Source organism: Desulfosporosinus sp. (genome assembly GCF_014237355.1).
Lineage (GTDB): Bacteria > Bacillota > Desulfitobacteriia > Desulfitobacteriales > Desulfitobacteriaceae > Desulfosporosinus.
The window spans coordinates 72,147-98,177 of the sequence record NZ_JABZFS010000062.1; the positions used below are offsets into that span (position 1 = coordinate 72,147).

The 26,031-nt window shown below is 41.9% G+C and carries 25 protein-coding genes and 1 riboswitch; of the genes, 20 read left to right on the forward strand and 5 right to left on the reverse strand.

Features of this window, described 5'->3' with window-relative positions; all coding sequences use genetic code 11:
* Positions 1-95 precede the first annotated feature (95 nt).
* The 3 genes from HGJ98_RS13850 (at position 96) to groL (ending at position 3,174) form a co-directional block, all read left to right on the forward strand.
* Complete coding sequence (locus tag HGJ98_RS13850; protein ID WP_291351997.1) at positions 96-923, forward strand: NYN domain-containing protein; 828 nt, start codon at positions 96-98, stop codon at positions 921-923.
* Positions 924-1,207: 284 nt separating this feature from the next.
* Positions 1,208-1,492, forward strand: coding sequence for a co-chaperone GroES (groES, locus tag HGJ98_RS13855; protein ID WP_291351998.1), 285 nt, complete (start codon positions 1,208-1,210; stop codon positions 1,490-1,492).
* A gap of 41 nt (positions 1,493-1,533) precedes the next feature.
* Complete coding sequence (gene groL / locus HGJ98_RS13860) at positions 1,534-3,174, forward strand: chaperonin GroEL (RefSeq protein WP_291351999.1); 1,641 nt, start codon at positions 1,534-1,536, stop codon at positions 3,172-3,174.
* A 113-nt stretch (positions 3,175-3,287) separates the two neighbouring features.
* On the opposite strand, the gene sfsA is transcribed toward groL, so the two are convergent.
* Together sfsA and HGJ98_RS13870 are read right to left on the reverse strand one after the other, a co-directional pair.
* A complete protein-coding gene (gene sfsA / locus HGJ98_RS13865; RefSeq protein ID WP_291352000.1) occupies positions 3,288-3,977 on the reverse strand; it encodes a DNA/RNA nuclease SfsA in 690 nt (229 codons plus the stop codon).
* 17 nt (positions 3,978-3,994) lie between these two features.
* Entirely contained in the window at positions 3,995-4,801 is an 807-nt protein-coding gene (locus HGJ98_RS13870) for an SDR family NAD(P)-dependent oxidoreductase (RefSeq protein ID WP_291352001.1), read from the reverse strand.
* 403 nt (positions 4,802-5,204) lie between these two features.
* Here HGJ98_RS13870 and HGJ98_RS13875 point away from each other — a divergent pair, with 403 nt between their 5' ends.
* The 15 genes from HGJ98_RS13875 to HGJ98_RS13945 all read left to right on the forward strand — a co-directional run bounded on the left by HGJ98_RS13875 (position 5,205) and on the right by HGJ98_RS13945 (position 21,307).
* Complete coding sequence (locus HGJ98_RS13875) at positions 5,205-5,867, forward strand: hypothetical protein (protein WP_291352002.1); 663 nt, start codon at positions 5,205-5,207, stop codon at positions 5,865-5,867.
* Positions 5,868-6,077: 210 nt separating this feature from the next.
* Positions 6,078-6,620 (forward strand): hypoxanthine phosphoribosyltransferase, encoded by a 543-nt coding sequence (gene hpt / locus HGJ98_RS13880; RefSeq protein WP_291352003.1) that lies wholly within the window; start codon positions 6,078-6,080, stop codon positions 6,618-6,620.
* Positions 6,621-6,645: 25 nt separating this feature from the next.
* The gene (gene guaA, locus HGJ98_RS13885; RefSeq protein WP_291352004.1) at positions 6,646-8,178 is read left to right on the forward strand and encodes a glutamine-hydrolyzing GMP synthase; all 1,533 of its coding nucleotides are present in this window, start codon (positions 6,646-6,648) and stop codon (positions 8,176-8,178) included.
* A gap of 170 nt (positions 8,179-8,348) precedes the next feature.
* Complete coding sequence (locus HGJ98_RS13890) at positions 8,349-9,335, forward strand: diguanylate cyclase (protein WP_291352005.1); 987 nt, start codon at positions 8,349-8,351, stop codon at positions 9,333-9,335.
* Positions 9,336-9,536: 201 nt separating this feature from the next.
* Positions 9,537-9,707, forward strand: coding sequence for an aspartyl-phosphate phosphatase Spo0E family protein (locus HGJ98_RS13895; protein WP_291352006.1), 171 nt, complete (start codon positions 9,537-9,539; stop codon positions 9,705-9,707).
* A gap of 243 nt (positions 9,708-9,950) precedes the next feature.
* Positions 9,951-10,811 carry a 3'-5' exonuclease gene (locus HGJ98_RS13900; RefSeq protein WP_291352007.1) on the forward strand — a complete coding sequence of 287 codons (861 nt, stop codon included), beginning with the start codon at positions 9,951-9,953 and terminating at the stop codon, positions 10,809-10,811.
* A gap of 239 nt (positions 10,812-11,050) precedes the next feature.
* Positions 11,051-11,152: riboswitch (purine riboswitch) on the forward strand.
* Between the two features lie 205 nt (positions 11,153-11,357).
* Positions 11,358-11,858 (forward strand): 5-(carboxyamino)imidazole ribonucleotide mutase, encoded by a 501-nt coding sequence (purE, locus tag HGJ98_RS13905; protein WP_291352008.1) that lies wholly within the window; start codon positions 11,358-11,360, stop codon positions 11,856-11,858.
* 46 nt (positions 11,859-11,904) lie between these two features.
* Entirely contained in the window at positions 11,905-13,200 is a 1,296-nt protein-coding gene (purB, locus tag HGJ98_RS13910) for an adenylosuccinate lyase (protein WP_291352009.1), read from the forward strand.
* A 162-nt stretch (positions 13,201-13,362) separates the two neighbouring features.
* Positions 13,363-14,076, forward strand: a complete 714-nt coding sequence (gene purC / locus HGJ98_RS13915) for a phosphoribosylaminoimidazolesuccinocarboxamide synthase (RefSeq protein WP_291352010.1) — start codon at positions 13,363-13,365, stop codon at positions 14,074-14,076.
* Positions 14,077-14,120: 44 nt separating this feature from the next.
* On the forward strand, positions 14,121-15,524 hold the full coding sequence (gene purF, locus HGJ98_RS13920; RefSeq protein ID WP_291352011.1) for an amidophosphoribosyltransferase: 1,404 nt from the start codon (positions 14,121-14,123) through the stop codon (positions 15,522-15,524).
* A gap of 13 nt (positions 15,525-15,537) precedes the next feature.
* On the forward strand, positions 15,538-16,584 hold the full coding sequence (gene purM, locus HGJ98_RS13925) for a phosphoribosylformylglycinamidine cyclo-ligase (protein ID WP_291352012.1): 1,047 nt from the start codon (positions 15,538-15,540) through the stop codon (positions 16,582-16,584).
* A complete protein-coding gene (gene purN, locus HGJ98_RS13930; protein WP_291352013.1) occupies positions 16,547-17,149 on the forward strand; it encodes a phosphoribosylglycinamide formyltransferase in 603 nt (200 codons plus the stop codon). Before purM ends, purN begins: the two co-directional genes overlap by 38 nt.
* A gap of 11 nt (positions 17,150-17,160) precedes the next feature.
* Positions 17,161-18,705, forward strand: coding sequence for a bifunctional phosphoribosylaminoimidazolecarboxamide formyltransferase/IMP cyclohydrolase (purH, locus tag HGJ98_RS13935; protein WP_291352014.1), 1,545 nt, complete (start codon positions 17,161-17,163; stop codon positions 18,703-18,705).
* 86 nt (positions 18,706-18,791) lie between these two features.
* Positions 18,792-20,060 carry a phosphoribosylamine--glycine ligase gene (gene purD / locus HGJ98_RS13940; RefSeq protein ID WP_291352015.1) on the forward strand — a complete coding sequence of 423 codons (1,269 nt, stop codon included), beginning with the start codon at positions 18,792-18,794 and terminating at the stop codon, positions 20,058-20,060.
* 692 nt (positions 20,061-20,752) lie between these two features.
* The gene (locus tag HGJ98_RS13945; RefSeq protein ID WP_291352016.1) at positions 20,753-21,307 is read left to right on the forward strand and encodes a manganese catalase family protein; all 555 of its coding nucleotides are present in this window, start codon (positions 20,753-20,755) and stop codon (positions 21,305-21,307) included.
* 73 nt (positions 21,308-21,380) lie between these two features.
* Here HGJ98_RS13945 and HGJ98_RS13950 read toward each other — a convergent pair whose 3' ends face one another.
* The gene (locus HGJ98_RS13950; RefSeq protein ID WP_291352017.1) at positions 21,381-21,677 is read right to left on the reverse strand and encodes a CC/Se motif family (seleno)protein; all 297 of its coding nucleotides are present in this window, start codon (positions 21,675-21,677) and stop codon (positions 21,381-21,383) included.
* Between the two features lie 158 nt (positions 21,678-21,835).
* A complete protein-coding gene (locus HGJ98_RS13955; protein ID WP_291352018.1) occupies positions 21,836-22,564 on the reverse strand; it encodes a DUF421 domain-containing protein in 729 nt (242 codons plus the stop codon).
* Between the two features lie 201 nt (positions 22,565-22,765).
* Here HGJ98_RS13955 and HGJ98_RS13960 point away from each other — a divergent pair, with 201 nt between their 5' ends.
* Complete coding sequence (locus tag HGJ98_RS13960; RefSeq protein WP_291352019.1) at positions 22,766-23,695, forward strand: HD domain-containing protein; 930 nt, start codon at positions 22,766-22,768, stop codon at positions 23,693-23,695.
* A 114-nt stretch (positions 23,696-23,809) separates the two neighbouring features.
* On the opposite strand, the gene HGJ98_RS13965 is transcribed toward HGJ98_RS13960, so the two are convergent.
* Complete coding sequence (locus HGJ98_RS13965; RefSeq protein WP_291352020.1) at positions 23,810-24,508, reverse strand: hypothetical protein; 699 nt, start codon at positions 24,506-24,508, stop codon at positions 23,810-23,812.
* A gap of 236 nt (positions 24,509-24,744) precedes the next feature.
* Here HGJ98_RS13965 and HGJ98_RS13970 point away from each other — a divergent pair.
* Positions 24,745-26,031: ABC transporter ATP-binding protein (locus tag HGJ98_RS13970; RefSeq protein WP_291352021.1), on the forward strand; the 1,287-nt coding region annotated here is incomplete at its 3' end.

Sequence of the window (26,031 nt, forward strand, 5' to 3'; positions counted from 1 at the left end):
ACTGTTCTAAAAGGGGTTTAAGTTCATGGCTTGTCACGTCTGTCCATAATCTTACGTAGAATATGGTATATTAGTGGCTTGTGAGGTGAACAGTATTGAAAGCCATAGCGTTTGTGGACTACGAGAATATTTGGACCAGTTTATTAGAGCGTGGGTACGAATTAAAGCCCGAGCAGTTGGTAAGGTTTTTGCATCTCTATACAGAACGATCTAATGTAGAATTATTAGCTATCTATCTTTACGCTAACTTTGACCGTGAAGAGTTCTGGAGAACTCAAACTACCTTCGAGAAAACGAACGTCTTTACCCGACATGTATTTGGAAAAAATAATTATGCTAGTACAGAACTTCGCCGAAATGCTGCAGATCTAGAATTGATGCTCGAAGCTCAGGAAATCTTGCTAACCAGAGCCTCAACCTTCGATGTGTTTTTATTGCTTACAGGGGATGGAGATTTTCTTTCGTTACTAAGAAAAGTAAGAGCCTGGGGAAAAGACGTCAAGGTGATTGGGGTATCTGGAAGTATTAATCATTCACTACACCCTTATAGTGAAGAGGAAGATAATCTTTTACAATGGATTCTCCACGAAAAAAAAGAAGTAGAGTATCATCCTGAAGGGGACTTAGAACAAGCAATTCGGATTTTAGGGACACTCCAAATTCGTTTACCCTATGTTGCATCAACAAAGGCTAGGGCAACATTGACCGAATTTCTGGGATGTTCTACTTTACAAGCTAAGGAATTTATTAGGTTTGCTCTGAAAGAAGATATCCTAACTGAGAAGGAGCATGCCGACCCGAATTTAAAAATTGGTAAGACTAAAATATACCTTCTTAATTTAAAAAATCTTCAAGTTCAAAAGGCTTTAGGGAGTCTTTATGAGGAAGTTTCACAACGACAAATAAAATTGATTTCAGAATGAAACCATGCATAGAAGGCAGTTAATCTGGCAATTATAGTGTTTAGACGATATGGAGATGCGCTTGGGGAGAGGGGGTTCAGAATATTTAATATCTAATGGACGAAATATTGAGAAATTGATTGATTTTTACAGTAAATACGGCTTAAACCCCTGTATTTAAGCTATTTGGGGGGTTGCTTTCCCGCAACCCCTTGCATATTATTATAGATATATTGTTAGCACTCAATAGAGTCGAGTGCTAACAATATCAAATAAAAAGAAAAACATAGGAGGGACTTTTCTTCATGAACATTAAACCTCTCGCAGATCGGGTAATTATTAAAGCACTCCCGATGGAAGAAAAAACAAAGAGCGGTATTATTATGCCGGATACCGCTAAAGAAAAACCACAAGAAGGCGAAGTTGTCGCTGCAGGTCCTGGAAAAGTGGAAAAAGGTGAACGCATCGCGCTAGAGGTAAAAGTAGGGGACCGTGTAATTTATTCCAAATATGCAGGAACCGAAGTTAAATATGATGGTGAAGAGTACTTAATTCTGAAAGAAACCGATATTTTAGCCATCATTGGCTAGTGCAATAAGACTTAGACGAATTTTTAAGGAGTGAATATACGTTGGCAAAGCAAATTATTTTTAATCAAGATGCACGTCATGCTTTAGAACGCGGTGTTAATGCTCTCGCTGAAGCTGTTCGCGTAACTTTAGGACCCAAAGGACGTAATGTCGTACTAGACAAGAAATTTGGATCCCCTCTAATCACCAACGATGGTGTAACAATTGCTCGTGATATTGAATTGGAAGATCCTTTTGAAAATATGGGAGCACAACTTGTTAAAGAGGTTGCCACAAAAACTAACGATGTAGCTGGTGACGGTACAACGACTGCTACTGTTTTAGCACAAGCTATTATTCGTGAAGGACTAAAGAATGTTGCTGCGGGCGCTAACCCAATGGGCATTAAACGTGGAATTGAGCAAGCAGTGGAAGTCGTTGTTGCAGATATCAAAGCTAATGCTAAGCTCGTTGAAACAAGTGAAGCTATTGCTCAAGTTGCTTCTATCTCTGCTAGCGACAAAAACATTGGTGATTTGATTGCTCAGGCCATGGAAAAAGTTGGAAAAGATGGCGTTATCACGGTTGAAGAAGCTAAAGGTATGACGACTGAACTTCAAGTGGTTGAAGGAATGCAATTTGACCGCGGTTATATCTCCGCTTATATGATCACAGATACCGAGAAAATGGAAGCCGTACTAAATGACCCTTACATCCTAATTACTGATAAGAAGATTAGTGCAATTCAAGATGTTCTACCTGTACTAGAGAAAGTTGTACAAGCTGGTCGTCAATTACTGATTATTGCTGAAGATATTGACGGGGAAGCTATGGCTACTCTTGTTCTCAACAAATTACGCGGAACCTTTGTCTGCGTTGCAGTTAAAGCTCCTGGCTTTGGAGATCGTCGTAAAGCAATGCTCGAAGATATTGCTGTACTAACAGGTGGAACAGTTATTACTGAAGATTTGGGACTCAAGTTAGAAAACACGACTATTGAAATGCTGGGACGTTCGCGTCAAGTTCGTGTAACCAAAGAAGAAACCACACTTGTAGAAGGATCTGGAAACACCGAAGACATTAAGAAGCGTGTTGAAGCAATTAAACGTCAAATCGAAGAAACCACCTCTGACTTTGATCGTGAAAAACTCCAAGAGCGTTTAGCAAAATTAGCAGGTGGAGTTGCAGTTATCCAAGTTGGTGCTGCTACCGAAACTGAAATGAAGGAGAAGAAACTCCGCATTGAAGATGCTTTAGCTGCTACTCGTGCTGCGGTTGAAGAAGGTATCGTATCTGGTGGAGGTACAACTCTCATTGACGCTATTCAAGCCTTAGATGCACTGAATTTAGTTGGGGATGAGGCTACTGGTGTAAGTATTGTTCGCAGAGCCCTCGAAGAGCCACTTCGTCAAATCGCTAATAATGCCGGACATGAAGGTTCCGTCGTTGTTGGTAAAGTTCGTGAATCCGGCGCCAGAGGAATTGGCTTCAATGCAGTAACCGAAGTCTATGAAGACATGATTGCTGCTGGTATTGTTGACCCAGCTAAAGTTACTCGTTCAGCTCTGCAAAACGCAGGTTCAATTGCTGCTATGCTCTTGACCACGGAATGCTTAGTCTCTGACCTACCAGCAAAAGATGGTGGAGCAGGCGCTATGCCAGGCGGAATGGGTGGCATGGGTGGAATGGGCGGCATGATGTAAGAGCCTGAAAGCCTCTCATAAAAAATTCTTGCGGAGTCCTCTCATGAGTTCACTGAACTTGTGAGGGGACTCTTTTTTTATGCACTAGGTAACGTGCATATTACGAAAGTTTTTTATGAAAGACGAACTTCTACCGGAGTCCCTATGGTTATCTCGTCTTCGGAGACAATAGAATCATAGGCTAGAATCGTTACTCCTTTTTTACTTGCAAGTTTTAATGCCTTTGCAAATTCCGGATCCCTGATCTCAAAGGGTGTAAAATATTTTACGCCCTTCATCTGGATGAGAAAGAAAATGAACCCGGCATAACCCTCTTCCACAGCTTTGATCATTTCATAAATATGCTTGGAGCCCCTCTGAGTAGGAGCATCGGGGAACATGGCTATGCCTTCAGTTTCAAGAGTTACACCTTTTACTTCTATAAAGCCTCTCCGTTCATTGGTTTCGAAGCACAAATCAAATCTAGAATTACCGTAAACAATTTCTTTAGATAGCTTTGTAATACCATCAATTTCCTTGATTCTCCCCTCCTTTATACCCTGATATACAACCGTATTGGGAACTTGTGAATCGATATTGATCAGAACATCTTCTTTGTATGCGGCAATAATTGAGTACTTTGTCTTCCGCTTCGTATTTTTTGCTTCTTCTAAAATCACGACAGTTCCTTCCTGTAGGATTTCTTTGCACCGCCCTGTATTTTTGACATGAACAATTTCTTCATTATTGTCTATTATCACATGAGCGATAAACCTATTAGGCCGTCTTAAAAATTTTGCAACTTTAACAGATGGGTACTTCAACGATTCACTCCCTTAATCTATAAGTCAGCCTTAAGCTTGACGAGCCACTTAGAAAATTCAATGGCAGTTATTCTTTCAGCTGTAATGCCATCGGACTTGCCAGAGGCTAAGAAAATAATTGGTTCTATCATAACTCTTGGGCGTAGGAGTGGGAATGTTATTTGGCCCTTAAGTTCTTCCGGAATCATCCCGGTATCCGTTACTCCGCCGGGAAGAAGCATATTGACTGTAATTCCATATGGACGAAGATCCTCTGCCATTATGTATGACAGTGACTCAGCTCCAGCTCGAGAAGGTCCATAGGGAATAAAGCCCTTACACCTCATGGTTTCATCATTCGTCGTAATGTTGATGATTTTTCCATATCCCTGCTCGATCATAAGTGGGGTAAATCCTCGGGCCACAAGAAAATATCCGGTGAGGTTTGTGTCAATTAAATTTCGAAATCCGTCAGGGGTCACCTGGAAAAATGGTTGTGGTTCTATCATGAATCGCTTATTTATCGTTTGCATACCAATTCCCGCGTTATTGACTAAAACATCAAGCTTCCCCCATGTTCTTTGTACCCATTTAACTGAATCCGCAATCGATGTTTCCGAGCGAACATCCAGAGGTAAACCGTAGGCATCTAAACCAGATAATTTTAGTCGTTTAACCTGATTATCCAATTTTACTCCTGGTTTTGAAGCTAAAGCAACCGTAGCCCCTACACGTAGAAGACCTTCCGCCATTGCAAGCCCAATGCCACTTGAGGAACCGGTTACAACTATATGTGTTCCCGATAAGTCAATTTTTGAATTTGATGATGTATTTGTTTCAGTCAATCTTACCTTCCTCCTCAAATTGAACTAATGTTAATCAAAGAAAAACGGGCACGATCAATCAGTTCTTGTGATCCATAAAAATGAAGGTACCGTCTACACCGTAAAGAGTGTACATGATCTATGGTTCCAGTAAATAGAGTGTTTTAATCTTGTTCTAGCTGAACCTTATGTCTATCTATTAAACGTATTTACATACTTGTCTTCGATTGTAACACAACAATGCCATTAACTCCTGAGTTAATGCCTTTCAATTATAAAAGTCGCTGAATTTGCCGTAAATCAAGGAGCAAGGAAGAAAGGATGATTGTTTTTTAAAAATCTTAGTAATCCTCCCGTATGGGCGGAATAGGGCAAGCTGATTTTACATACTAGTAGGGTAAGAACTCCGCCAGGGGGGCATGAGATGAAGAAAAGAGGACTATGGTTACTCATCGGAATCAGTATCGTGTTGATGGGGGTATTTCTAGGACGCTTTTTTTGGCAGCCAGAACCCACTGATTTAGTCACACACGGCTTAGAACGACTAAATGCAGCGACCTCTTTTCGCTACAGTTTAACCCAACATCAATGGGTCGAGGGAAAAGATCGCGTACTCACTCAGATTCTAGGAGAAAAGGACGGTGGGAACACACGAATCTTGGGTCAGTTGGTAGGGAGCGAAGTGGAAATGATCAAAATCGGAGATTCTACCTACAGCAAAGATCCGTTTAGCAAGAAGTGGATTCGTTTTGCTAATGCTCCAGCAGCCCAGGAAGTCTTTCTGGCGGAGCTCAACCCCTTATCTTCACTTCAGATGAAAGAACTTGGAGAGGTGATGCTTAGCGGTCAAGAGAAGGTAAATGGAGAAAAAACATGGGTGTGTCAATTAAAACCTAGTGTACAGAATCAAATGATGGAGGTATTTTGGACGGATTTCCAGTATACCCTTTATATTCGTAAGTCAGATAAAATGCTCGTTAAAGCGGCTATCGAAGCGAAGAATAAAGCTAAGTCCGATCCCATGACCATGACACTCGAGTTTAAAGATATCGGTAAGAAGATAAGTATTCAGGCACCGGACATCTAAAGACGTTTAACCCGTAGGGGCAATTTGCGAATTGCCCCTACCATGGTAGTATGAGGAGTAAGTGTACCTAATAATGGGTATGCTTACTCTTTTTTTTTGAATAATAACGTTTGAACTATAAAAGCATTTGCACAATGGACAAGCCTCTGGTATAGTTTTGGCATGAGTTTTTCAGAAACGAGTTAGTATAGTATAGTGGAGGTGTCCTTAATGGAAGAATATATTGCAAAAGTTTTAATATCACGAGAGGAATTGGCAAAACGCGTTTCAGAATTAGGGGCAGAGATTACTAGAGATTATGCTGGAAAGAATCTTTTGGTCCTAGGCATTTTAAAAGGAGCAGTACCCTTCATGTCAGATCTTATTCGAGAAATCAAATTACCGCTAGCTTATGACTTTATGGCGTTATCCAGCTACGGTGCGTCAACTCAATCCTCTGGTGTGGTCAGGATACTTAAGGATTTAGAGCGTAGTGTCGAAGATGTCCATATCTTGATTACTGAGGATATTGTGGATACAGGATTAACTTTACAGTACTTAAAAGCAAACTTAAAAGCACGCAATCCTCTTAGTATAAAGGTGGTCACACTCCTCGATAAAGCTGCACGACGACAGGCAGAAGTCTTTCCGGATTACAACGGATTTTCGATTCCAGACGAATTTGTCGTTGGGTACGGATTAGACTTTAATGAAGAATACAGAAACTTACCTTACATTGGCGTTTTGAAACCCGAAGCGTATAAATTTATCTAATTTTTAATGAATGGTGATGAAATAAGTGACACAGGAATTAGTTTTGGTTCTGGATTTTGGTGGACAGTACAATCAGCTTATTGCTCGACGTGTTCGTGAGGCCCATGTATATTCTGAAATGATTTCCTATAAAACATCCGTTGAGGAAATTAAGGCTCGTCAGCCTAAGGGAATAATCCTCTCAGGTGGGCCGGCAAGTGTTAATCAAGCGAACGCTCCTAAAGTGGACCCTGAAATATATAATTTAGGGATCCCAATCTTGGGGATTTGTTATGGAATGCAATTGATGACCGTTCAGTTAGGTGGAAGCGTAGAACATCCGGAATTTAGTGAGTATGGAAAAGCAATGCTCACAATTAATAAGGCAACCGATCTCTGGAAAGGCATGGAGGGAGACCGTCCGTGCTGGATGAGCCATGGGGATTCTGTTCAGACGTTGCCTGAGGGCTTTGTAATTGCTGCCCACACCAGTCATACTCCGGTTGCAGCGATGATGGATGAAAAACGTCACTTCTATGGTGTCCAATTCCATCCGGAAGTTAAGCATACACCCGATGGACAAGCGATGTTAGAAAAGTTTCTGTATGACATTTGTAAATGTGTTGGAGACTGGACCATGGAGTCCTTTATTGAGCTGCAGGTAGCTGAGATACGGGCGAAAGTTGGAAATGGGCGTGTCCTTTGTGCCTTGAGTGGCGGCGTGGATTCTTCGGTTGCTGCGGCCTTAGTACACAAAGCAGTCGGAGACCAACTCACCTGTGTTTTTGTTGACCATGGTTTTATGCGGAAAAATGAAGCTGAACAGGTTAAGAAGATTTTTACAGAACAATTCCAACTGAATTTGGTATTTGTAGATGCTCGAGAGCGTTTTATGAAAAAGCTTGAAGGAGTTTCAGATCCGGAAACTAAGCGTAAAGCTATTGGCAATGAATTCATTCGTGTTTTTGAAGTCGAGGCATCTAAGTTAGGCGAAGTAGATTTCTTAGTCCAAGGAACCCTTTATCCGGATATTGTGGAAAGCGGGACGGAAACTGCAGAAACAATTAAGAGTCACCATAATGTCGGTGGCTTACCGGAGGACATGCAGTTTGAGCTTGTCGAGCCGTTGCGTATGCTCTTTAAAGACGAAGTACGTGAACTCGGAACTGAACTGGGAATGAGTGAGGAAATTGTCTGGCGTCAACCATTCCCTGGACCGGGACTGGCTATTCGGATTCTCGGCGAGATAACCCGTGAGAAGTTAGATATTTTGAGAGAAGCTGATGCTATTATTCTAGAAGAAATCCGACGTTCAGGAATGTATCATGAATTATGGCAAAGCTTTGCGGTGCTCCCTTCCATCAAAAGCGTTGGGGTTATGGGAGATGGACGTACCTACGAATATCCCATCATTCTGAGGGCAGTCACCAGCGAAGATGCCATGACAGCGGATTGGGCTAGGCTCCCCTATGAGCTTCTGCACAACATATCCTCAAGGGTTGTCAATGAAGTCAAGGGCGTCAATCGTGTCGTTTATGACATTACCTCCAAGCCCCCTGGGACGATTGAGTGGGAGTAGGAAAAAATCGAGAATAAGATATTGAATTAAAAGAATCAGGTCTGCAGTTTAAATAACTACAGACCTGATTCCTTTGTTCCTCAATAAGATTCTTTATTCATAGTATTTAAATCATGCAGGATTTTAAGAAATCGAAGGAGAATCCTGAAAATGTAATGGAGGTACTTTGAATGGCAATAGTTATTGTGGACGATACGACATTTAGCTTAGAAGTTATAAAGGCCTTCCTTTTGTCTGCAGGTTATGTAGATATTATTACTGTCCAATCTGCAAGGGAACTTTATCAGCTTCTGGATGGCCAATCAGATCGAGGAAAGGTCGACCTTGATCTAATTTTGATGGATATCCTTATGCCAGAGATTAATGGCATTGAGGCATGCCGAAATCTTAAGATGCGTGAGGAATTCGTGGATGTACCAGTCATAATGGTGACTGCGACAACGGATAAAGATGATCTGCAATTAGCTTTTTCCGCAGGGGCTATGGATTATATTAAGAAACCTCTTGATAAGGTAGAGTTATTGGCAAGGGTTCATTCTGCACTACGATTAAAACATGAAACGGCTCGACGAAAAGCTCGGGAATCAGAACTACTTGAAGTAACCCGTCAATTAAAAGCGGCTAACGAGAGGCTTCAGAATCTTTCGTTTCTTGATGGGCTTACTGGGATAGCTAATCGAAGGCAATTTGATCAGGGGTTTCTTCAAGAGTGCAGGAGGGCAAAACGGGAAGGAAGCCCAATTTCATTGATTATGCTTGATATTGACTTTTTTAAAGCGTTTAACGATACATATGGTCATCTTAAAGGAGATGACTGTCTAATAACTGTAGCATCTACTCTAAAAAAGGCGTTGAGGCGTCCGGGAGATTTCATAGCCCGTTATGGAGGGGAAGAGTTTGCCGTGGTCCTTCCAAACACGGATGATATAGGGGCAGGCATTATCGCCGAAGAATTACGGGCAAGTATCGAAAGGCTAAGAATTCCGCACAGTAATTCTCAATGTGCGGATTATGTAACAGTGAGCTTAGGAATCATAACTAGATTCCCTGATCAAACTGCTAGACCAGAGGACATGATCCTTGCTGCTGACCGCGCTCTTTATCGTTCAAAACATGAAGGACGCAATCGAGTTAACCTCGAAAGGCTAGGATCCTAAAGGTAGGCTATAAACCCCTTGGTAGCGTAGTTTTGACGTAAACAAACAAAAATCAATACCAAAAAATTGGACAAGGATTAATATCAGAAAAAACAGTCATTTTACGACAAATGACTACCTTTTAATGGAAAATTAATTCTTGCTATTTCATCAATAAAGCAATAAAATCTTCTTGAGAATGACATTTCAGGAGGAATCCGTGTGGAAAAGAAACTTTTGAAAAGAATCGAAGTACTTCGTAAGAAACTAAATAAATTTGCTATGACACGTAACCTTGTCGATAGCGAAGTTGTCGAAGTTAGTCAGCAATTAGACGGTCTACTGAATCAATACCAGAAGATCAGCTCCTATAAACAGCTAAGCTTTTGGTAATCAGGAAGAATATAGTTAATGAGACACCTCTCAAGAAAGATTCTTGTAGGTGTCTCTGTTTTTATGATTAAGGAGCCCCTGAATTTATGATGGGCTCCAGAAAATCACATCATAGTTTTAGTGAAATAATGACAAGAAAGAAATCTGCCAATAATAGTAGAATACTTAGGTTTTTAACTGGAAGTATGTGCGTGCGTTTATTGTTGGAAGGTATTATAATAAACAGGTGTAGAGGAGGGGACAATGAATTATATAGTATTCGATTTGGAATTCAACATGTTTTTTAAATTCAATGAATGGGATTACGCTAATCCTGCTCTTAAAAGTGAAATCATCCAGATTGGTGCAGTTAAACTAAACGAAAGCTTAGAAACTATTGACCAGTTCAATTCAATCATTAGGCCTGTCATTTATAAACGGATCAATCCTTATGTAAAGAAGAAAACGACTATCGATACAAGGACAGTCAACCAAGGAACGCCTTTTGTTCAGACAATTGAGAGCTTTAACTCATGGGTAGGAAGAGATTCTGTCCTATGTTCTTGGGGGCACGACGATATTTTGGGTTTAAGAGATAATAGTTTGTTTTTTGGGTTCAAATCCTTATCCTTAGATAGGTTTATTAATATTCAGCAAATATACATGCATTTTGAGGGACTAAATAAACAGCCGAGTTTAGAAAGTGCTGTGGAAGCGCTGGAAATTGAAAAAACGTTTCCTTTTCACGATGCTTTAAGTGATGCTATTTATACAGCGGAAATCTTTAAGAAAGTCTATAATTTCTCCGAAAAAGTGATCATCAATTGGGAAAAAGTTCAAAGAGAAAATGAGGAGAAGATTTTAGAATTAAAAAACCTGTTAGATAAGGTAATTATTTCATGTCCACAGTGCGGCAAAGATCTGCATAAAACTAAAGAAATATCTAAAGCAAAAAAATATTTTGCCCATGGATACTGTGATCATTGTAACCTTCCGATAAGACATATTTCTCGAATTATTAATAATGATGGAGAGTATAGTATTCTTTCGAAGAATTCAATATTTGTTAAAGATAAAGTTATTGAAGAACAATCCGCATCCTCGAGTCCTCCAGCAAAGGCTTAGGTTCTATGTCTCGAGACAAACAAAATACGATTAGACGTTTAAGCCTTAATGGTGTATGTCAAATAACAATGGCCCTGCAAGTAAGATTGCAGGGTCAATTTGTTGATCAAACGCTGCCTTATCGAACATTTTTGATAAAATATTAATTAATGTTCGATTTTCTATTGACCTGGATACCACCTTCTTGTAGAATAGGCTTATCAATGAGAAGAAAGCTGAGCGCAGAATTAATCGGGATTCGGATAATTAAATAAGGAGTTCATATAATAGTGGAGATATGGTCCACGAGTTTCTACCAGGCCGCCGTAAATGGTCTGACTATGAGCGAAAGTGTACCTAGGGCAAATGAAATTGTTAGTAGCCAAGTTTTCTTTGTCCAAGTGGTACAGGTTTGATTGCAAAATCAAATTACACCGAAGGGATAAAAGCCCAGGCGGGTAGGTTTCACTCTGTTTTGATGGATGTGAATTCTGCCCGGCCTGGTTTTTTTATATCATTGATCTTTCAAGCATTCTTTTAAAAAGTCAAAAAGTGAGGGGATTAGTTTTGAGTCAAGTTGGAGTTATTATGGGAAGCGATTCAGATTTAAAGGTTATGGAGGACGCAATAAAGATTCTCCGTCAATTTGATCTTGATTACGAAGTGAAGATTTCATCTGCTCATAGAGCCTTGGAACGAACTGTAGACTGGGTGAAGGAATTTGAGGCCCAAGGGGGTAAGATCATTATTGCGGCAGCAGGGTTAGCAGCCCATTTACCTGGGGTTGTGGCAGGTGCTACAATCTTACCAGTAATTGGTGTGCCGATGCGCAGCGGGGCTTTAGAAGGGGTTGACGCTCTTTATTCCATCGTGCAGATGCCGCCTGGAATTCCAGTAGCTACAGTAGGCATTGGTGCGGCCCGCAACGCGGCGTTACTGGCGGTTCAGATTTTAGCAACTGAGGATCAAGTTTTAAGTATTCAAGTTAAAAACTATCGAGCCCAAATGTTAAACGATCTAGAAGCTAAGGATGAAGCATTGCAAGCGCGAGTGAGGGAAGGAAAATAGGATTAAAGTGGCTGTGATTCTAATTTATTAATAAGGAGACCCAAGCATGATCGAACGTTATACACTTCCTGAAATGGGAGAAATTTGGACTGATGAGCATCGCCTCGCATTATGGTTGAAAATAGAAATTGCTGCTTGTGAAGGATGGGCCAAACTCGGCAAGATTCCGAATGAGGCGGTAGAGGTTATTCGGAAGAAGGCGACCTTCTCATGGAAAAGGGTACAAGAGATCGAGGAAATCACCCAACATGATGTGTTAGCGTTTTTAACCAATGTTGCAGAGAATGTGGGAGATGAGGGAAAACACATTCATTTAGGTCTTACTTCTTCGGATATTCTTGATACAGCCCTTTCTTTACAATTAGTAGAGGCATCGGATATTTTGTTGGCTAAAATGGAAGGACTAGCGGCAGTCTTAAGTCGCAGAGCGATTGAGCATAAGGATACTCTAATGATGGGGCGAACCCATGGGATTCATGCTGAACCGATTACCTTAGGCCTGAAGTTTGCCTTATGGTACGATGAAATGAGACGTCAAAAGAAGCGCTTAGTGTTTGCTCGGGAGGAGATACGGGTTGGAAAAATTTCTGGGGCAGTGGGAACCTTTGCCAATGTAGATCCTCAAGTCGAAGAGCATGTTTGTAAAGTGCTTAATTTAAAGCCAGCTTTGATATCTACACAAATACTTCAACGTGACCGGCATGCCTTCTTCATGACCACGCTGGCCGGGATTGCCAGTTCCCTTGATAAAATTGCAACTGAGTTACGCAATTTACAACGAACAGATGTTCATGAAGTTGAAGAGGCTTTTGGGAAAGGACAGAAGGGGTCTTCAGCTATGCCTCACAAGAAAAACCCCATTACGCCGGAACGTATTTGCGGCATGGCACGAGTTATTCGAGGCAACGCTCAAGTAGCACTGGAAAATGTGGCTTTATGGCACGAGCGGGATATCTCACATTCTTCGGCAGAACGGATGATCTTACCAGATAGTACTATTGCTTTAGATTATATGCTGCATAAGATGACTCAGCTCATCGATCGACTGGAGGTGTTCCCTGAGCAAATGAGGGTAAACATCGACAAGGGATTTGGCCTGATATTTTCTCAACGTGTCATGTTGGCCCTTGTTGATAAGGGCATCAGTCGGGAAATGGCATATGCTTTAGTTCAACGCAACGCTATGGAAGCCTGGAACACAAAAGAACAATTTCAGGATATAATTACTCAGGATACGAGTATACGGGAATATTTAGATGAAAAAGAAATTGGCGAATTGTTTGATTATGCCTACCATACGAAGCATGTAGCGGATATTTTCAAGCGTTTAGAGCTAGTTTAGAGGATATGTTACCTTCGAGAGTATATGAGCATCGGGAATAGTAAGCTCCGAGGATGTAAAGGCAGAGGCAATTCATGAATTGCCCCTACGAGTACGGAGAAGGAATGTTTTAAGAGATAGTAATGAAATTGAAACTTATTAAACGAAAGGGGCAGGATATTTATGGAAAAGTTAGAATTACGGTATGAGGGCAAAGCTAAGAGGGTTTATGACACTGATCAAGATGAGTATTTCTGGGTAGCCTACAAAGATGATGCCACAGCCTTTAATGGTGAGAAGAAGGGACAAATTGTAGATAAAGGACTCGTTAACAACCAGTTATCAGCACTCTTCTTTGAGGAGTTAGAAAAAGGGGGTATTCCAACCCACTTCGTTCGACTGTTAAGCGATCGGGATATGGTAGTAAGACGTCTAGACATGATTCCCCTAGAAGTCGTTGTTCGTAATATTGTGGCTGGGAGTCTTTCCAAGCGCTTAGGAGTCGAGGAAGGCTTTGTGCTCTCCAAACCAGTTGTGGAATTGTATTATAAAGACGATGAACTAGGAGACCCGTTGGTTAATGAATCTCATGTTGATGCGATGGGCTGGGCAAGTGTGGATGTTGCTCGAGAAATACAGGTTATGGGCTTAAAAGTGAATGCTTTACTTCAAGACATCTTAGTAAAGGCAGGGATTGAGCTGATTGACTTTAAACTAGAGTTTGGTCTTTGTGATGGAAAGGTTTATCTTGGCGATGAAATCTCTCCAGACACCTGTCGTTACTGGGATATTGAAACACGAGAGAAGCTGGATAAGGATCGATTCCGACGGGATCTAGGAAAGGTTGAAGAAGCGTATCAAGAGGTTTATCGTAGAGTTAAAGCGGTCCTTTCATAGGTTGAGAAATAAGCTCGGAACTAAGGTAGAAAGAGGGACCGCAAATGTTCGAATACGGAGATGACAAACCAAAAGAGGAATGTGGAGTCTTTGGGATTTATGCTCCCGATCAGGAGGTCGCCCGTCTAACTTACTACGGACTTTATGCTTTACAGCACCGTGGGCAGGAAAGCGCTGGGATTGCGGTCTCAGATGGTCGAAGCATTGACTTGCATAAAGGAATGGGATTAGTGTCAGAAGTGTTTTCCGATAGTATTGTGGAGGGCTTGAAGGGGAAAATGGCGATTGGGCATGTTCGTTACTCTACAACAGGATCAAGCCTACTAGCAAATGCCCAACCTTTAGTGGTACACTATCAAAAAGGCATGATGGCCTTGGCTCATAACGGAAACTTGACCAATGCTTCTGACCTTCGAGAAGAGTTGGGGAAGAAAGGGGCGGTCTTTCAAACGACGGTTGATACGGAAGCAATTATTAACCTTATTTCTCGGTATCGCCGGGATTCATTTGAAGACGCACTGGTCAAGACTATGATGGACCTCCGTGGTGCATATGCCCTGGTAATCTTAGCAGAAGATAAGCTCTTCGGAATTCGGGATCCACATGGTGTTCGCCCCTTATGTATTGGGAGGCTGGGTGGTTGTTATTGTCTAGCCTCCGAAAGTTGTGCCTTGGATACTATCGGAGCAGAGTTTGTAAGAGATGTAGAACCTGGTGAAATTGTTGTGATCGATGAAGAGGGACTACATTCACGTCGAGGGCTCAACCAAATGAAGCGAGCAGCTTGCGCTTTCGAATACATCTATTTTGCGCGGCCAGATAGTACAATGGATCAGTTGAATATCGCTGAAAGTCGTCGGCAGATGGGTATCGAACTGGCACGAGAATGTCCGATTGATGCTGATCTTGTGATTGCAGTTCCAGACTCTGGAACTGCTTCGGCCTTAGGGTATGCTACTGCACTAGGAATACCCTTTGGAGAAGGACTTATCAAGAATCGTTATGTTGGAAGAACCTTTATTCAACCAACCCAGGCTATGAGAGAAGTCGCCGTTAGGCTTAAGCTCAATGCGAATACAAGTGTTCTGAAAGACAAACGTGTTGTGATGATCGATGATTCCATCGTCCGAGGAACAACTAGTTCCAAACTTGTTGAAATGGTCAAGAAGGCCGGCGCCAAGGAGGTCCATTTCTTAATCAGTTCTCCTCCCGTGGCCTATCCCTGTTTCTATGGAATTGACACCGCAGAACGGGAAAAGCTTATCGCCAATCGGTTGGATGTTGAAGGAATTCGGAAGTATGTTGGGGCAGATTCCTTACACTATATTTCAGAAGAGGGATTGCTTCGGGCGCTGGGTACGGAGGATGTTTGCTTGGCTTGCTTTAACGGGGCCTATCCTATTTCAGTTTCGAGTTTAAACCGAGGTAAGAACAATTTTGAAATCTAAGGAGGAACCAACGTTGGGATACTCATACCGAGACGCGGGTGTTGACATTCAGGCAGGGAATGAAGTGGTAGAACGCATCAAGCCAGCGGTTGCTCGGACTCTTCGACCAGAGGTACTCGGTGGACTCGGGGGGTTTGGCGGACTATTTAAATTGGATTTGACCAGGTATCCAAACCCAGTTCTTGTTTCTGGAACTGATGGTGTCGGTACTAAGCTGCGCCTAGCCTTTCAAATGAATCGTCATGATAGCATTGGACAAGATGCTGTGGCTATGTGTGTTAATGATATATTAGTTCAAGGGGCAGAACCTTTGTATTTTCTCGATTACTTAGCAGTTGGCAAGGTAGAACCAAAACGGCTGGCAGAGGTCGTAGGTGGAGTTGCCAGAGGGTGTGAAATGGCGGGGTGTGCTCTAATCGGGGGAGAAACAGCAGAAATGCCTGGATTTTATGGCGAAGATGAGTATGATATTGCAGGTTTTTCCGTAGGAGTGGTGAATCAAGACCAGTTAATCGACGGCTCAAAGATACGGGTTGGAGATCTACTTATTGGGTTGCCATCCTCGGGGCTTCATAGCAATGGCTATTCCCTAGCCCGTAAGATCTTTGCTACATATTCCTTAGATGAGCTATTCCCGGAGTTAGGTGAACCCCTCGGGGAGGCACTGCTTCGCCCAACCCGTATTTATGTTAAGTCAATATTGTCTCTTCTTCCCGGTGGGCAAATTCTTGGCATGGCTCATATTACCGGGGGAGGGTTAACGGATAACGTTCCACGGATATTACCCGACGGATTGGGCGTGCGAATTGATCCGTCTGCCTGGGAACGCCCTCCAATCTTTGAATTGCTTCAACGATTAGGAGATGTTGATTGGTCAGAAATGTATCGAACCTTCAATATGGGGATTGGTTTCGTGCTTATTGTACGCGAGGAGGATAAGGATTGTGTGTGCAGTAAACTTGATGAGCTGGGCGAAAAAAGCTTTATTATCGGAAGTGTGGTAAGGGGAGAAGGGGTGGCTTATGAGGACAGCAATTTTGGCATCAGGTCGAGGGAGTAATCTCCAAGCGTTAATTGATGCTCATCAAAGTGGGGCTCTTCCTATTGAGATTGTAGCTGTCGGGTCAGACCAATTAAGGGCTGGGGCACTTAAGCGAGCAGAGGAATCAGGAATTCCAACTCGTGTTTTTCAAACCAACCATTACCCCAATCGTCAAGGGCAGGAGGAAGATATCTTGAGTTGGCTGAAAGAAAACCAAGTGGAGTTATTACTTCTTGCTGGATATATGAAGGTTTTAGGTCCCCAGTTTATGCGTCAAGTGCATATCCCTATCCTTAATATCCATCCCTCTTTACTCCCTGCTTTTCCCGGTCTTCATGCTCAGCGCCAGGCGCTTGAGTACGGGGTCAAAGTCAGTGGATGCACTGTTCATTTTGTCGATGAAGGATTAGATAGCGGCCCGATTATTTTACAGGAAGCAGTACCGGTATTACCAGAGGATACGGTAGAAAGTATATCCCATAGAATCTTAGCGGTAGAACATCGCCTCTATACGGAGGCTGTACGCTTGTTGGCTTTGGGGAAGGTAGAGCGGACTGGGCGTCAAGTAAAGATTTTGCAATAGGAGTGATTGGGATGAAGCGAAGAGCTATAATAAGTGTTTCGGATAAGACAGGAATTGTTGCTTTTGCACGTGAGCTTGTGGATTTAGGCTTTGAATTGATTTCGACGGGTGGTACATACAAAGCGTTGGATGAAGCCAATGTCCCAGTGAAATATGTGAGCGAGGTCACGGGTTTCCCAGAAGTTTTAGATGGGCGGGTTAAGACGCTTCATCCATTAATTCATGGTGGAATTTTGGCGCGGGATAGTGTCGAACATATGGAGCAAATGGAGAGAAATGGGATTCGCTATATTGACTTAGTTGTGGTTAATCTTTATCCTTTTCGGGAGACAATTGCCAAGCCTGGTGTAAGCTTTGAAGAAGCTATAGAGAATATTGACGTTGGGGGACCGACGATGGTTCGCGCCGCAGCTAAGAATCACGGGCGGGTTGTGGTATTGGTCAACCCAGAATCATATGAAGAAGTTATTAGCGTACTTCGCGAAATGGGAAATGTACCCGCGGGTATGCGAAAGCGGCTAGCAGCAGAAGCCTTCGCGCATACTGCTGAATATGATCGTTTAATTGCTGGGTATTTAGAACGGCAGCTTGAGCCTACCAGCAGTTTTCCTGAGACACTGCGTATAACTGCTCAAAAAGTTCAAGAGTTACGCTATGGAGAGAATCCCCAGCAAAAGGCCGCCTTTTATATCAATTCAGAAGCCGGGGTGGGAACCCTGGCTAATGGTAAGCAACTCCAAGGGAAAGAACTTTCTTACAATAATTGGATTGACATGAATGCCGCCTGGAAGCTTGTGCGTGAGTTTGAATCCTGTGCAGCGGCCATTATTAAGCACACCAATCCTTGTGGAGTCGCAAAGGGCCAGACCCCCCTCGAAGCATATGAATTAGCCTTTGCCTCAGATCCAGTTTCTGCTTTTGGTGGAATTATTGCCTTTAACCGTGTGGTAGATCTGTCATGTGCAGAAGTACTTAAAGATCGATTCTATGAAGTTATTGTTGCTCCGGAATTCAGTCCAGAAGCTCGAGAGATTCTAAGTGTTAAAGCAAATCTTCGGCTCTTTGTGGTAGGAAGAGGGGAATTAGGTAAATCTAAACCTGGCTGGGTTTCCCGAAGTATTGAAGGCGGATATCTCATTCAAGAAGTGGATCAAGGGACAACGCTAGTTAGCGAATGGGATGTCGTGACCGAACAAAAACCTTCGGAAGAGGATCTAGAGGCCCTTGATTTTGCCTGGCGGATTGTGAAGCATGTTAAATCAAATGCCATTGTAGTTACCAACCATAGACGTACACTGGGTGTTGGAGCCGGGCAAATGAATCGAGTAGGGTCCGTTAAGATAGCTCTAGAACAAGCGGGTGGCAACGCTAAAGGTGCATATTTAGCTTCGGATGCTTTCTTTCCCTTCCCTGACTCGATTGAAGAGGCTGCCAAGGCCGGGATCCGAGGGATTGTTCAACCAGGAGGATCTCTTAAAGATGCCTCGGTTATCGAAGCGGCCAATCGCTTAAACATCATCATGGTTTTCACGCATCGCCGACATTTCCAGCATTAAGGAATTTGTTCAGCTATTGAGACTTGATGAAAGTCCGTTTACGGATCGCGTTGATCTCATGTGAAATTGCGAAACGAGGTGAAACAATGAGTAAACACCGAGTATTAGTAGTAGGAAACGGCGGGCGGGAGCATGCTTTGGCCTGGAAACTGGCTCAAAGCCCAGAACTAGAACGATTATTTGTGGCACCGGGAAATGCTGGGACCGCGATGTGGAATGTCCCTATTTCTGCCGAGGATATCGCTGGATTAGTGGAGTTTGCATGCAGGGAGAAGATTGATTTAACCGTAGTTGGGCCGGAAGACCCTTTGAGCTTAGGGATTGTTGATGCCTTTCTGGAGGCGGGTCTGAGGATCTTCGGGCCGACTCAGGCAGCAGCTCAATTAGAGGGGAGTAAATCCTTCGCTAAGTTGATTATGGAACGTGCTAAGATCCCAACAGCAAAGTGGCAAGTCTTTGAAGACTCTGAGCAGGCCAAAAAATTCATTCACACCATTGGAGCTCCTTGTGTTTTGAAGGCAGACGGTCTAGCGGCGGGCAAAGGTGTTATTGTAGCGATGGATAAGGAAACTGCCCTCCAAGCTGTAGATGAAATTATGGAAGGCAGCAACTTTGGTTTAGCTGGTAAAAAGTTGCTTGTTGAAGAATTCTTAGAAGGACAAGAAGTTAGCTTGTTGTGCTTTTCAGATGGGGCAACAGCCTTGCCGATGGTTCCTGTTCAAGACCATAAGCGGGCCTTAGAGGGAGACCTCGGGCTCAACACTGGAGGCATGGGTACTTATAGCCCTCCACCAATTTGGACGCCCGAACTTGAGAATACTGTTATGCGCGAACTGGTCAATCCTACTTTGCAGGTTATGCAAGAACGGGGGACCCCCTTTATAGGAGTGCTTTTTCTAGGTTTGATGTTAACGAAGCAAGGCCCCAAATTATTGGAATACAATGTTCGGTTTGGGGACCCCGAAACCCAAGTCGTGATGAAACGATTGGAATCAGATCTGTTGCCAATTCTATGGGCGTGCACGGAAGAAAGCCTATCTGAGATCCAGTTGAACTGGAAAGAAGAGGTCGCAGTTTGTGTTGTCATGGCTGCTCAGGGTTATCCCTCAGCTTACACAAAGGGGGTTCCGATTCGGTTACCTGTGGAGAGAGATCTGGATGCGGTCATCTTTCATGCCGGAACTGGAATTAGCGAGGGACAACTTGTAAGTACTGGGGGTCGGGTGTTGGGGATAACCGCTGGAGGACGAACACTTCAAGAGGCTCGGGAAAAGGCTTATGTTCTTGTGGATCAAATTGACTTTCCCAAGGCGCATTTTCGTCGAGATATTGGGTTGAAAGGCCTACCTGAATAGGAACTACCATTATAAGGTTTAACATATTCTTCACACAAAGTTCATGGGAATGTAACACTCTTGTTCTATAATATAACCAACAAAGGATTCCCCGTACTTTTGGCGGTTGACATAAATATTCTTCTCATTTTTCTCCCCTTCTTTCTTTTACCCCTCATTTGAATATGAGGGTTTTTTTTTATCTATCATTGGGAGATACTACAATGTTCCTAATATAAAGGCAGCTATGTAATAGTGTTTCGCCTTGAAGTGGAAGTCTTACGATTGGGCAAAAAACGGGGGGTAATGAAACTAAAGTTTCGTTACCCCCCGTCTGAAATGAAGGTTGTAAGGTATTTAAGTTGGAGCTAATGGTTAATCCGGGGTAAAGTTATACTAGGAGAACTATTCAAACATTTTGGGCAGATATAGACTGGATTCTTTGCCGCTGGGATTATGTTCATTTGTAGAGTTTGAGCAGTATATTGAATCCACTTGCTTAAGTGATCCATGCTCTGACAATTAGGACAACATAATAACACTTATCCTTCCCTCCCTCCAAAGTAGTCTATGAATGAGGGGAGGGAAGTGTTACAACCTGTACATTTCTGAAATCTCAATGCTCAACTATAAGTTCAGTAACTTTTGAACGTAGCGGATTCTGCCACCATATAATAGAGAGCAGGATTCTTTAAATAGAGGGTGGGATGAAAGTGTTCAATTACCACAAGCGTTTGTTTTATCCGATCCATGTTGAACGTCAAGATCCAGAGTTTGCGAACGTGTTAATAGAACATTATGCAGGGATCGATAGTGAATTATCATCAGCGATACAATACTTTAATCAGCGGTCGAACATCTCAAACCGACATGTTCGAGAACTACTGGGTATAATCGCTGCTGAAGAATTAGGGCATATGGAATTGATTTCAGTAGCCATTAAAAAGCTGGGAGGACCACCGCTAACCTTGGCTAATGCACAAGGGGTTCCCTGGGGAGTCGAGCATATCGACCAGAGTCTTGATGTTCTTAACATGCTACAGGTGGATATACAGACGGAAACAAGAGTGGGCCGACTATATGAGCAACATTTAGAAATGACAAATGATTTAAACATGAAAAAAATGATTAAGTTTCTAATTAGCCGGGGAGAAGTACATAAGCATTTGTTAAAAAAAGCTCAAAAGTTAATTCGAGAAAACGGGTTACCAGAGGAGTTTAATGAGTTAATTTATTATTACAAAATGAGTTTACAAGTCTTGAAGTAATCGGCAGGCAATACCCTTGAAAGTATTCAGACAAGTTATTCTAATATTTAAAAGTCGGCCTAAAAGGCCGACTTCAGTATCTGATGACCCAATCCGAAACCACTAATCGTTCGTAAAAACCCAGCCCTTGAGTATCAATGGTTAATTCCGGCTTTCGAATCAAGTTGCGATCATAATACACGGTAATTCCGTTTACATTAAACTGATAATAATCATCAAGTTTACGAGGACTTCCTTTGCGTACGGTCGGTGGAGTAGAGATCGGAATACAGCATTGAGTGACTACCAGGCGTTTTATGTAAAGCTTCTTTTTTTTGGCTTTCTGGAGGAATTTCAGTGCCTTTTGTGTAATGTTTATAGTCATACTCATACTCGTTGTAAGGTTAGGATCCGACAGTGGATTCACCTCCTTAACGTCCATATCCTATTCTATCATGTCTGTTTTTGGTTGCAAGGGATTGGAGGATATTAATCGCCACAGGACCATGGGTGCATACCCTTCAAAGCTCGTCAAATGAGACCCATGGACTAATTTGATAAAGGGGCGAGGTTTTGTTTGTCTTCCTCGTAGTTTTTAAGAGAAACATGAAGTTCCTTTTTATTATTGACGGAGGCAAAGAAAACCTCCCGGATAGCTTTGATATTAAGGTTTAATAACTGTTGCTGGAGCCAGTCATCCGAAAGCTCTAATTTTTGCAATACATTTCCATAGATTTCTCCATCGACGATTACTGGGTAAGATAATGAAGAACTCTTCTTTGTTAGGTTCATATCCTCTAAGGTTACAGAGAGTTTAAGGTCTTGTTTCAAGACTGATAACTTTCCATTTGCTTCAATAATACCTAATCGTACGTCTTTAACATCAAAAATGTCCTTTTCCCGAAGCATGTGAAGAACGTTGTCGATGGAATAACGAATTCGTTTAAGATTATTTACGATAAACTGGCCATCTTGAATAACGATTGTGGGGTCAAAGGTAATTAAGTGTCCAAATTTACGATGCTTAATAATTAGGGTAGTTGTAACTTTGTGGAACAATCCAATTATAATGATCGCCACAGCAGTATGTATGTGAGAGATCTCTGGATCGGCAAGATCTGCTCCTGTTATTGCTCCTAAGGTAATGATAACTAGAAAGTCGAAAACGGGAAGTTCGCCTATGGCGCGTTTCCCCATATACATAGTGACAACTAATAATAAAGGAATAATCGTGAAAATTCTTCCAATTACAATCAAAAGGTCTTTGATTACTTCCATTTTTTAACCCCTCGCTTTTTTCTAGGACTATCTACACCCACTTCTTTGAAGTGGGTGTTCCATATGTTCAGTTTATAGGAACAAGTCCCCATGCTATAGTTAATATTCCCGAAAGGTCAACTTTCATTTCCAAAATACAAAAAAGTCTAGGTAGACTGTTAAACTATTTATATAAGGTTTTGAAAAGAAAGGATGATTAATATGTTAAAAGATTGTAAAGCGGGAGAACGCTTTGAAGGGCTCTTATTGATTAATGAATGGAAAGAAGTCCCTTTTAGGCAAAAACCCGGTGCCTATCTCTCCTTGTCTTGCCAAGATCGGTCAGGAATGATGCAAGGAAAAATGTGGAGCTACAACCCGCAAGTTCTTGTGTGGCTAAAAGATGAGGATATTTTTCGCATTAAGGGTGTTGCATCTGAGTACCGTGGCTCTCTTGATCTAACGGTTGAAACAATCGAAATGGTTCGGAAAGAAGAGGTAGATTTATCAGATTTGTTGCCAAGTTCCCCCGTTGCAGCAGATGAGTTAGAAAGACGTTTATATTTTCTTATGAAGAAGATAGTCCGACCAGAGCTTAAAGCCCTGCTTGAGCAGATTTTCCGCCATCCAGAATGGGGATCTGCTTATCGGAAGGCCCCAGCAGCCATAAAAATTCATCAAGCCTATCTTCGTGGACTTTGGGAGCACAGTGTTAGAGTGGCGGAGCTTGCGGATGGAATTTCAAGCAATTACTCACAGATAAATCGCGATTTGGTCGTGACGGGTGCTCTTTTGCATGATATCGGTAAGATTCGCGAGTATTCCTATGAGCGCGGGATTAAGTTTACAACGGAAGGCCGTTTACTGGGGCACATTATCTTAGGGATCGAACTCTTAACCGAGGAGATCGCCAAGATTCCAAGTTTTCCACGCGAACTCCGTTCAAAGTTAGTGCATATTCTTACGAGTCACCATGGTAAATATGAATGGCAATCTCCTAAGAGGCCAAAGTTAATGGAAGCTTTAGTGATTCACTACGCAGATGCTATGGATGCCGAACTTTATCAATTTGAGCAAGCAAAAGAGGACCACCCAGACGATGAATGGTCCCCCTATATTCCAAGTATGGAACGGTTTATATATTTAAAGTGAACAAATTTTTAACCAATCAGACTCCCATGCCGCTTGGGGGAAATCACTAATGAATAAAAAATTTTAGTTTCAGGCAGAAGGCATAGTTTTGCGCTAAAATCATTGCCAGAAGGCTTATGCTTCTTTGGTCTTCCTTAGCTTACTATCCCAAAAGCGATTGGCGATTAGTCGAACGCAAAAGGGATGGTTCCCCCAGATGTCAGGGTTATCGAGAGATAGCATAAGGGCATAGGCTTGACGGCAGGTGGATAGCAGGGGGTAATTCTTAACAATATACGCTAAAACAGATAGTATGGCTTCTCGTCGTTCAGGGTGAAATAGGTTTTGGATATAACGGCGGCTGTGCGGAGTTAGTCGGAAACGAGTTAAATCAGAGGAGAGGGGCTGAATTTCTTTCTCAGAAAAAGACACTACCTCTAGTTCAGGAAGGTCTGCCAAACTGTCGGATGTTTGCAAGAATCGAACAAGGTGTTCTTGAATTTCAAGTGCTGGAAAAGATATCATTCCGGGCGTTGAGGCTAAAATACGTATGCGTAAGAGGTTAGCCTCAATCATTTTCTCATTTTTAATATTAAACGAGTGCTTGTAAATGTGTTGAATGAGGGTGGGCAGTACTTCGTTTCCCGCTAAGGCTTGTTGTTCCCAAGAGGGCAATAGGCAAAGAATGTCCTCTGCTAGGGGTGGATCGGGTTGCTCAAAGAGTTGGTATTCAATAATCGTACTCAAAGATTCCTGAGTTGGGGTTGTTAATAAGATCCGTCGTAGTCCGGGGTGGACGGCTATTGACATGTTTTTCTTCTCAGACTTATACATCGAAGGTCCTCCTCCGCAGCTAAGTTTTGTTAATTCGGTTTGTGTTGTAGTTTATGTTATTTATTAGGTTCTATCCTTAAATTAAACGTTGTCCCAAAAAATAAAACTGAAAAGTCTGAAAATAATTTCAAAATAACATTATGGTATGAGACGCTGCGGTTGGCCTTAACTCCTAAAGGATACAACTATGCTATAATGATAAAGGGGTTAGCTTGTCAAGCGTAGGAGTTGATAGTTTGAAACAAGGGATCGGCAGATTGAGATTTGCAAGTGACGATATACAGATGCCAAAGGTTACCAGAAAGATGCTTGCAAGAATAATGAGCTATTTTAGTCCATATTGGACAAAAATGGTTTTGGTAATTGGGATCATCATAGTTATTTCTATACTAGGGCTTGTCCCTCCGGTACTTATCAAAACTATTATCGACACTGCTTTACCACAAAAAGATCTAGTAATGTTAAGTTTATTAATCTTGATTTCAGTTGTAATTACTGTGATCTTAGGGCTTTTGCAAGTAGCACAGTCCTATCTTAGTATTTGGATCTCTAAGCATATAGTCTTAAATATGAAAAACCAAATGTATAAACATTTACAGAATATGTCTTTGAGTTTTTACACAGCTGCTAAACCCGGAGAGATCATTACAAGAATTACGAGTGATATTGATGGAATTCAGGAAATATTCAACACAACTGTCGTGAATGCTCTAACCAGCTTTGTAGTGTTAATTTCGACGGCAATTGTCTTAATATCAATGAACTGGAAGCTTGCTATGGTTGGCATGATTATACTTCCAACCTTTATCATCCCTACAAGAAAAGTAGGGAAGCTAAAATGGAAAATTGCAACTAAGAGTCAAGAGAAAATCAGTGATCTTAACCAGATCGTTCAAGAAACCTTTAGTATTAGCGGCGCGCTACTCACAAAAATTTTTTCCAAGGAAAATGATGAGTTAGCCAAATTTGAACAAATTAACAACGAAGTTATAGGCTTACAAATAAAAGAATCCCTTGTTGGCCGATGGTTTAGGATGACTATTACTACCTTTATTGCTATTGGACCTATGCTCATTTACTTTTATGGTGGATATTTATTTATCAAGGGTGAGATTTCAATTGGGAGCATCATTGCTTTTGTAGCATTGTTGGGGAGGCTTTATCTACCCGTCTCGCAACTATCTAATATCCACATAGATATCACCCGATCTTTAGCCTTATTTCAAAGAATTTTTGATTATTTAGATCAAAAACAGGAGATAGAAAATAAGCCCAACGCCACTGTGTTGGGAGTCATTAAAGGTAAGGTTGATTTTGATAAGGTGCATTTCTCCTATAATAGTAAAGTTAAAGTTCTAGAGGATATAAATTTTTCAGTAAATCCAGGAACTATGGTTGCCTTGGTGGGCTCAAGTGGTGTAGGGAAAACTACGATAACTAACCTGATCCCAAGACTATATGAGGTGAATAAAGGGAGTATTAAGATAGATGATAGAGATATCAGGGATGTAACTTTGGATTCG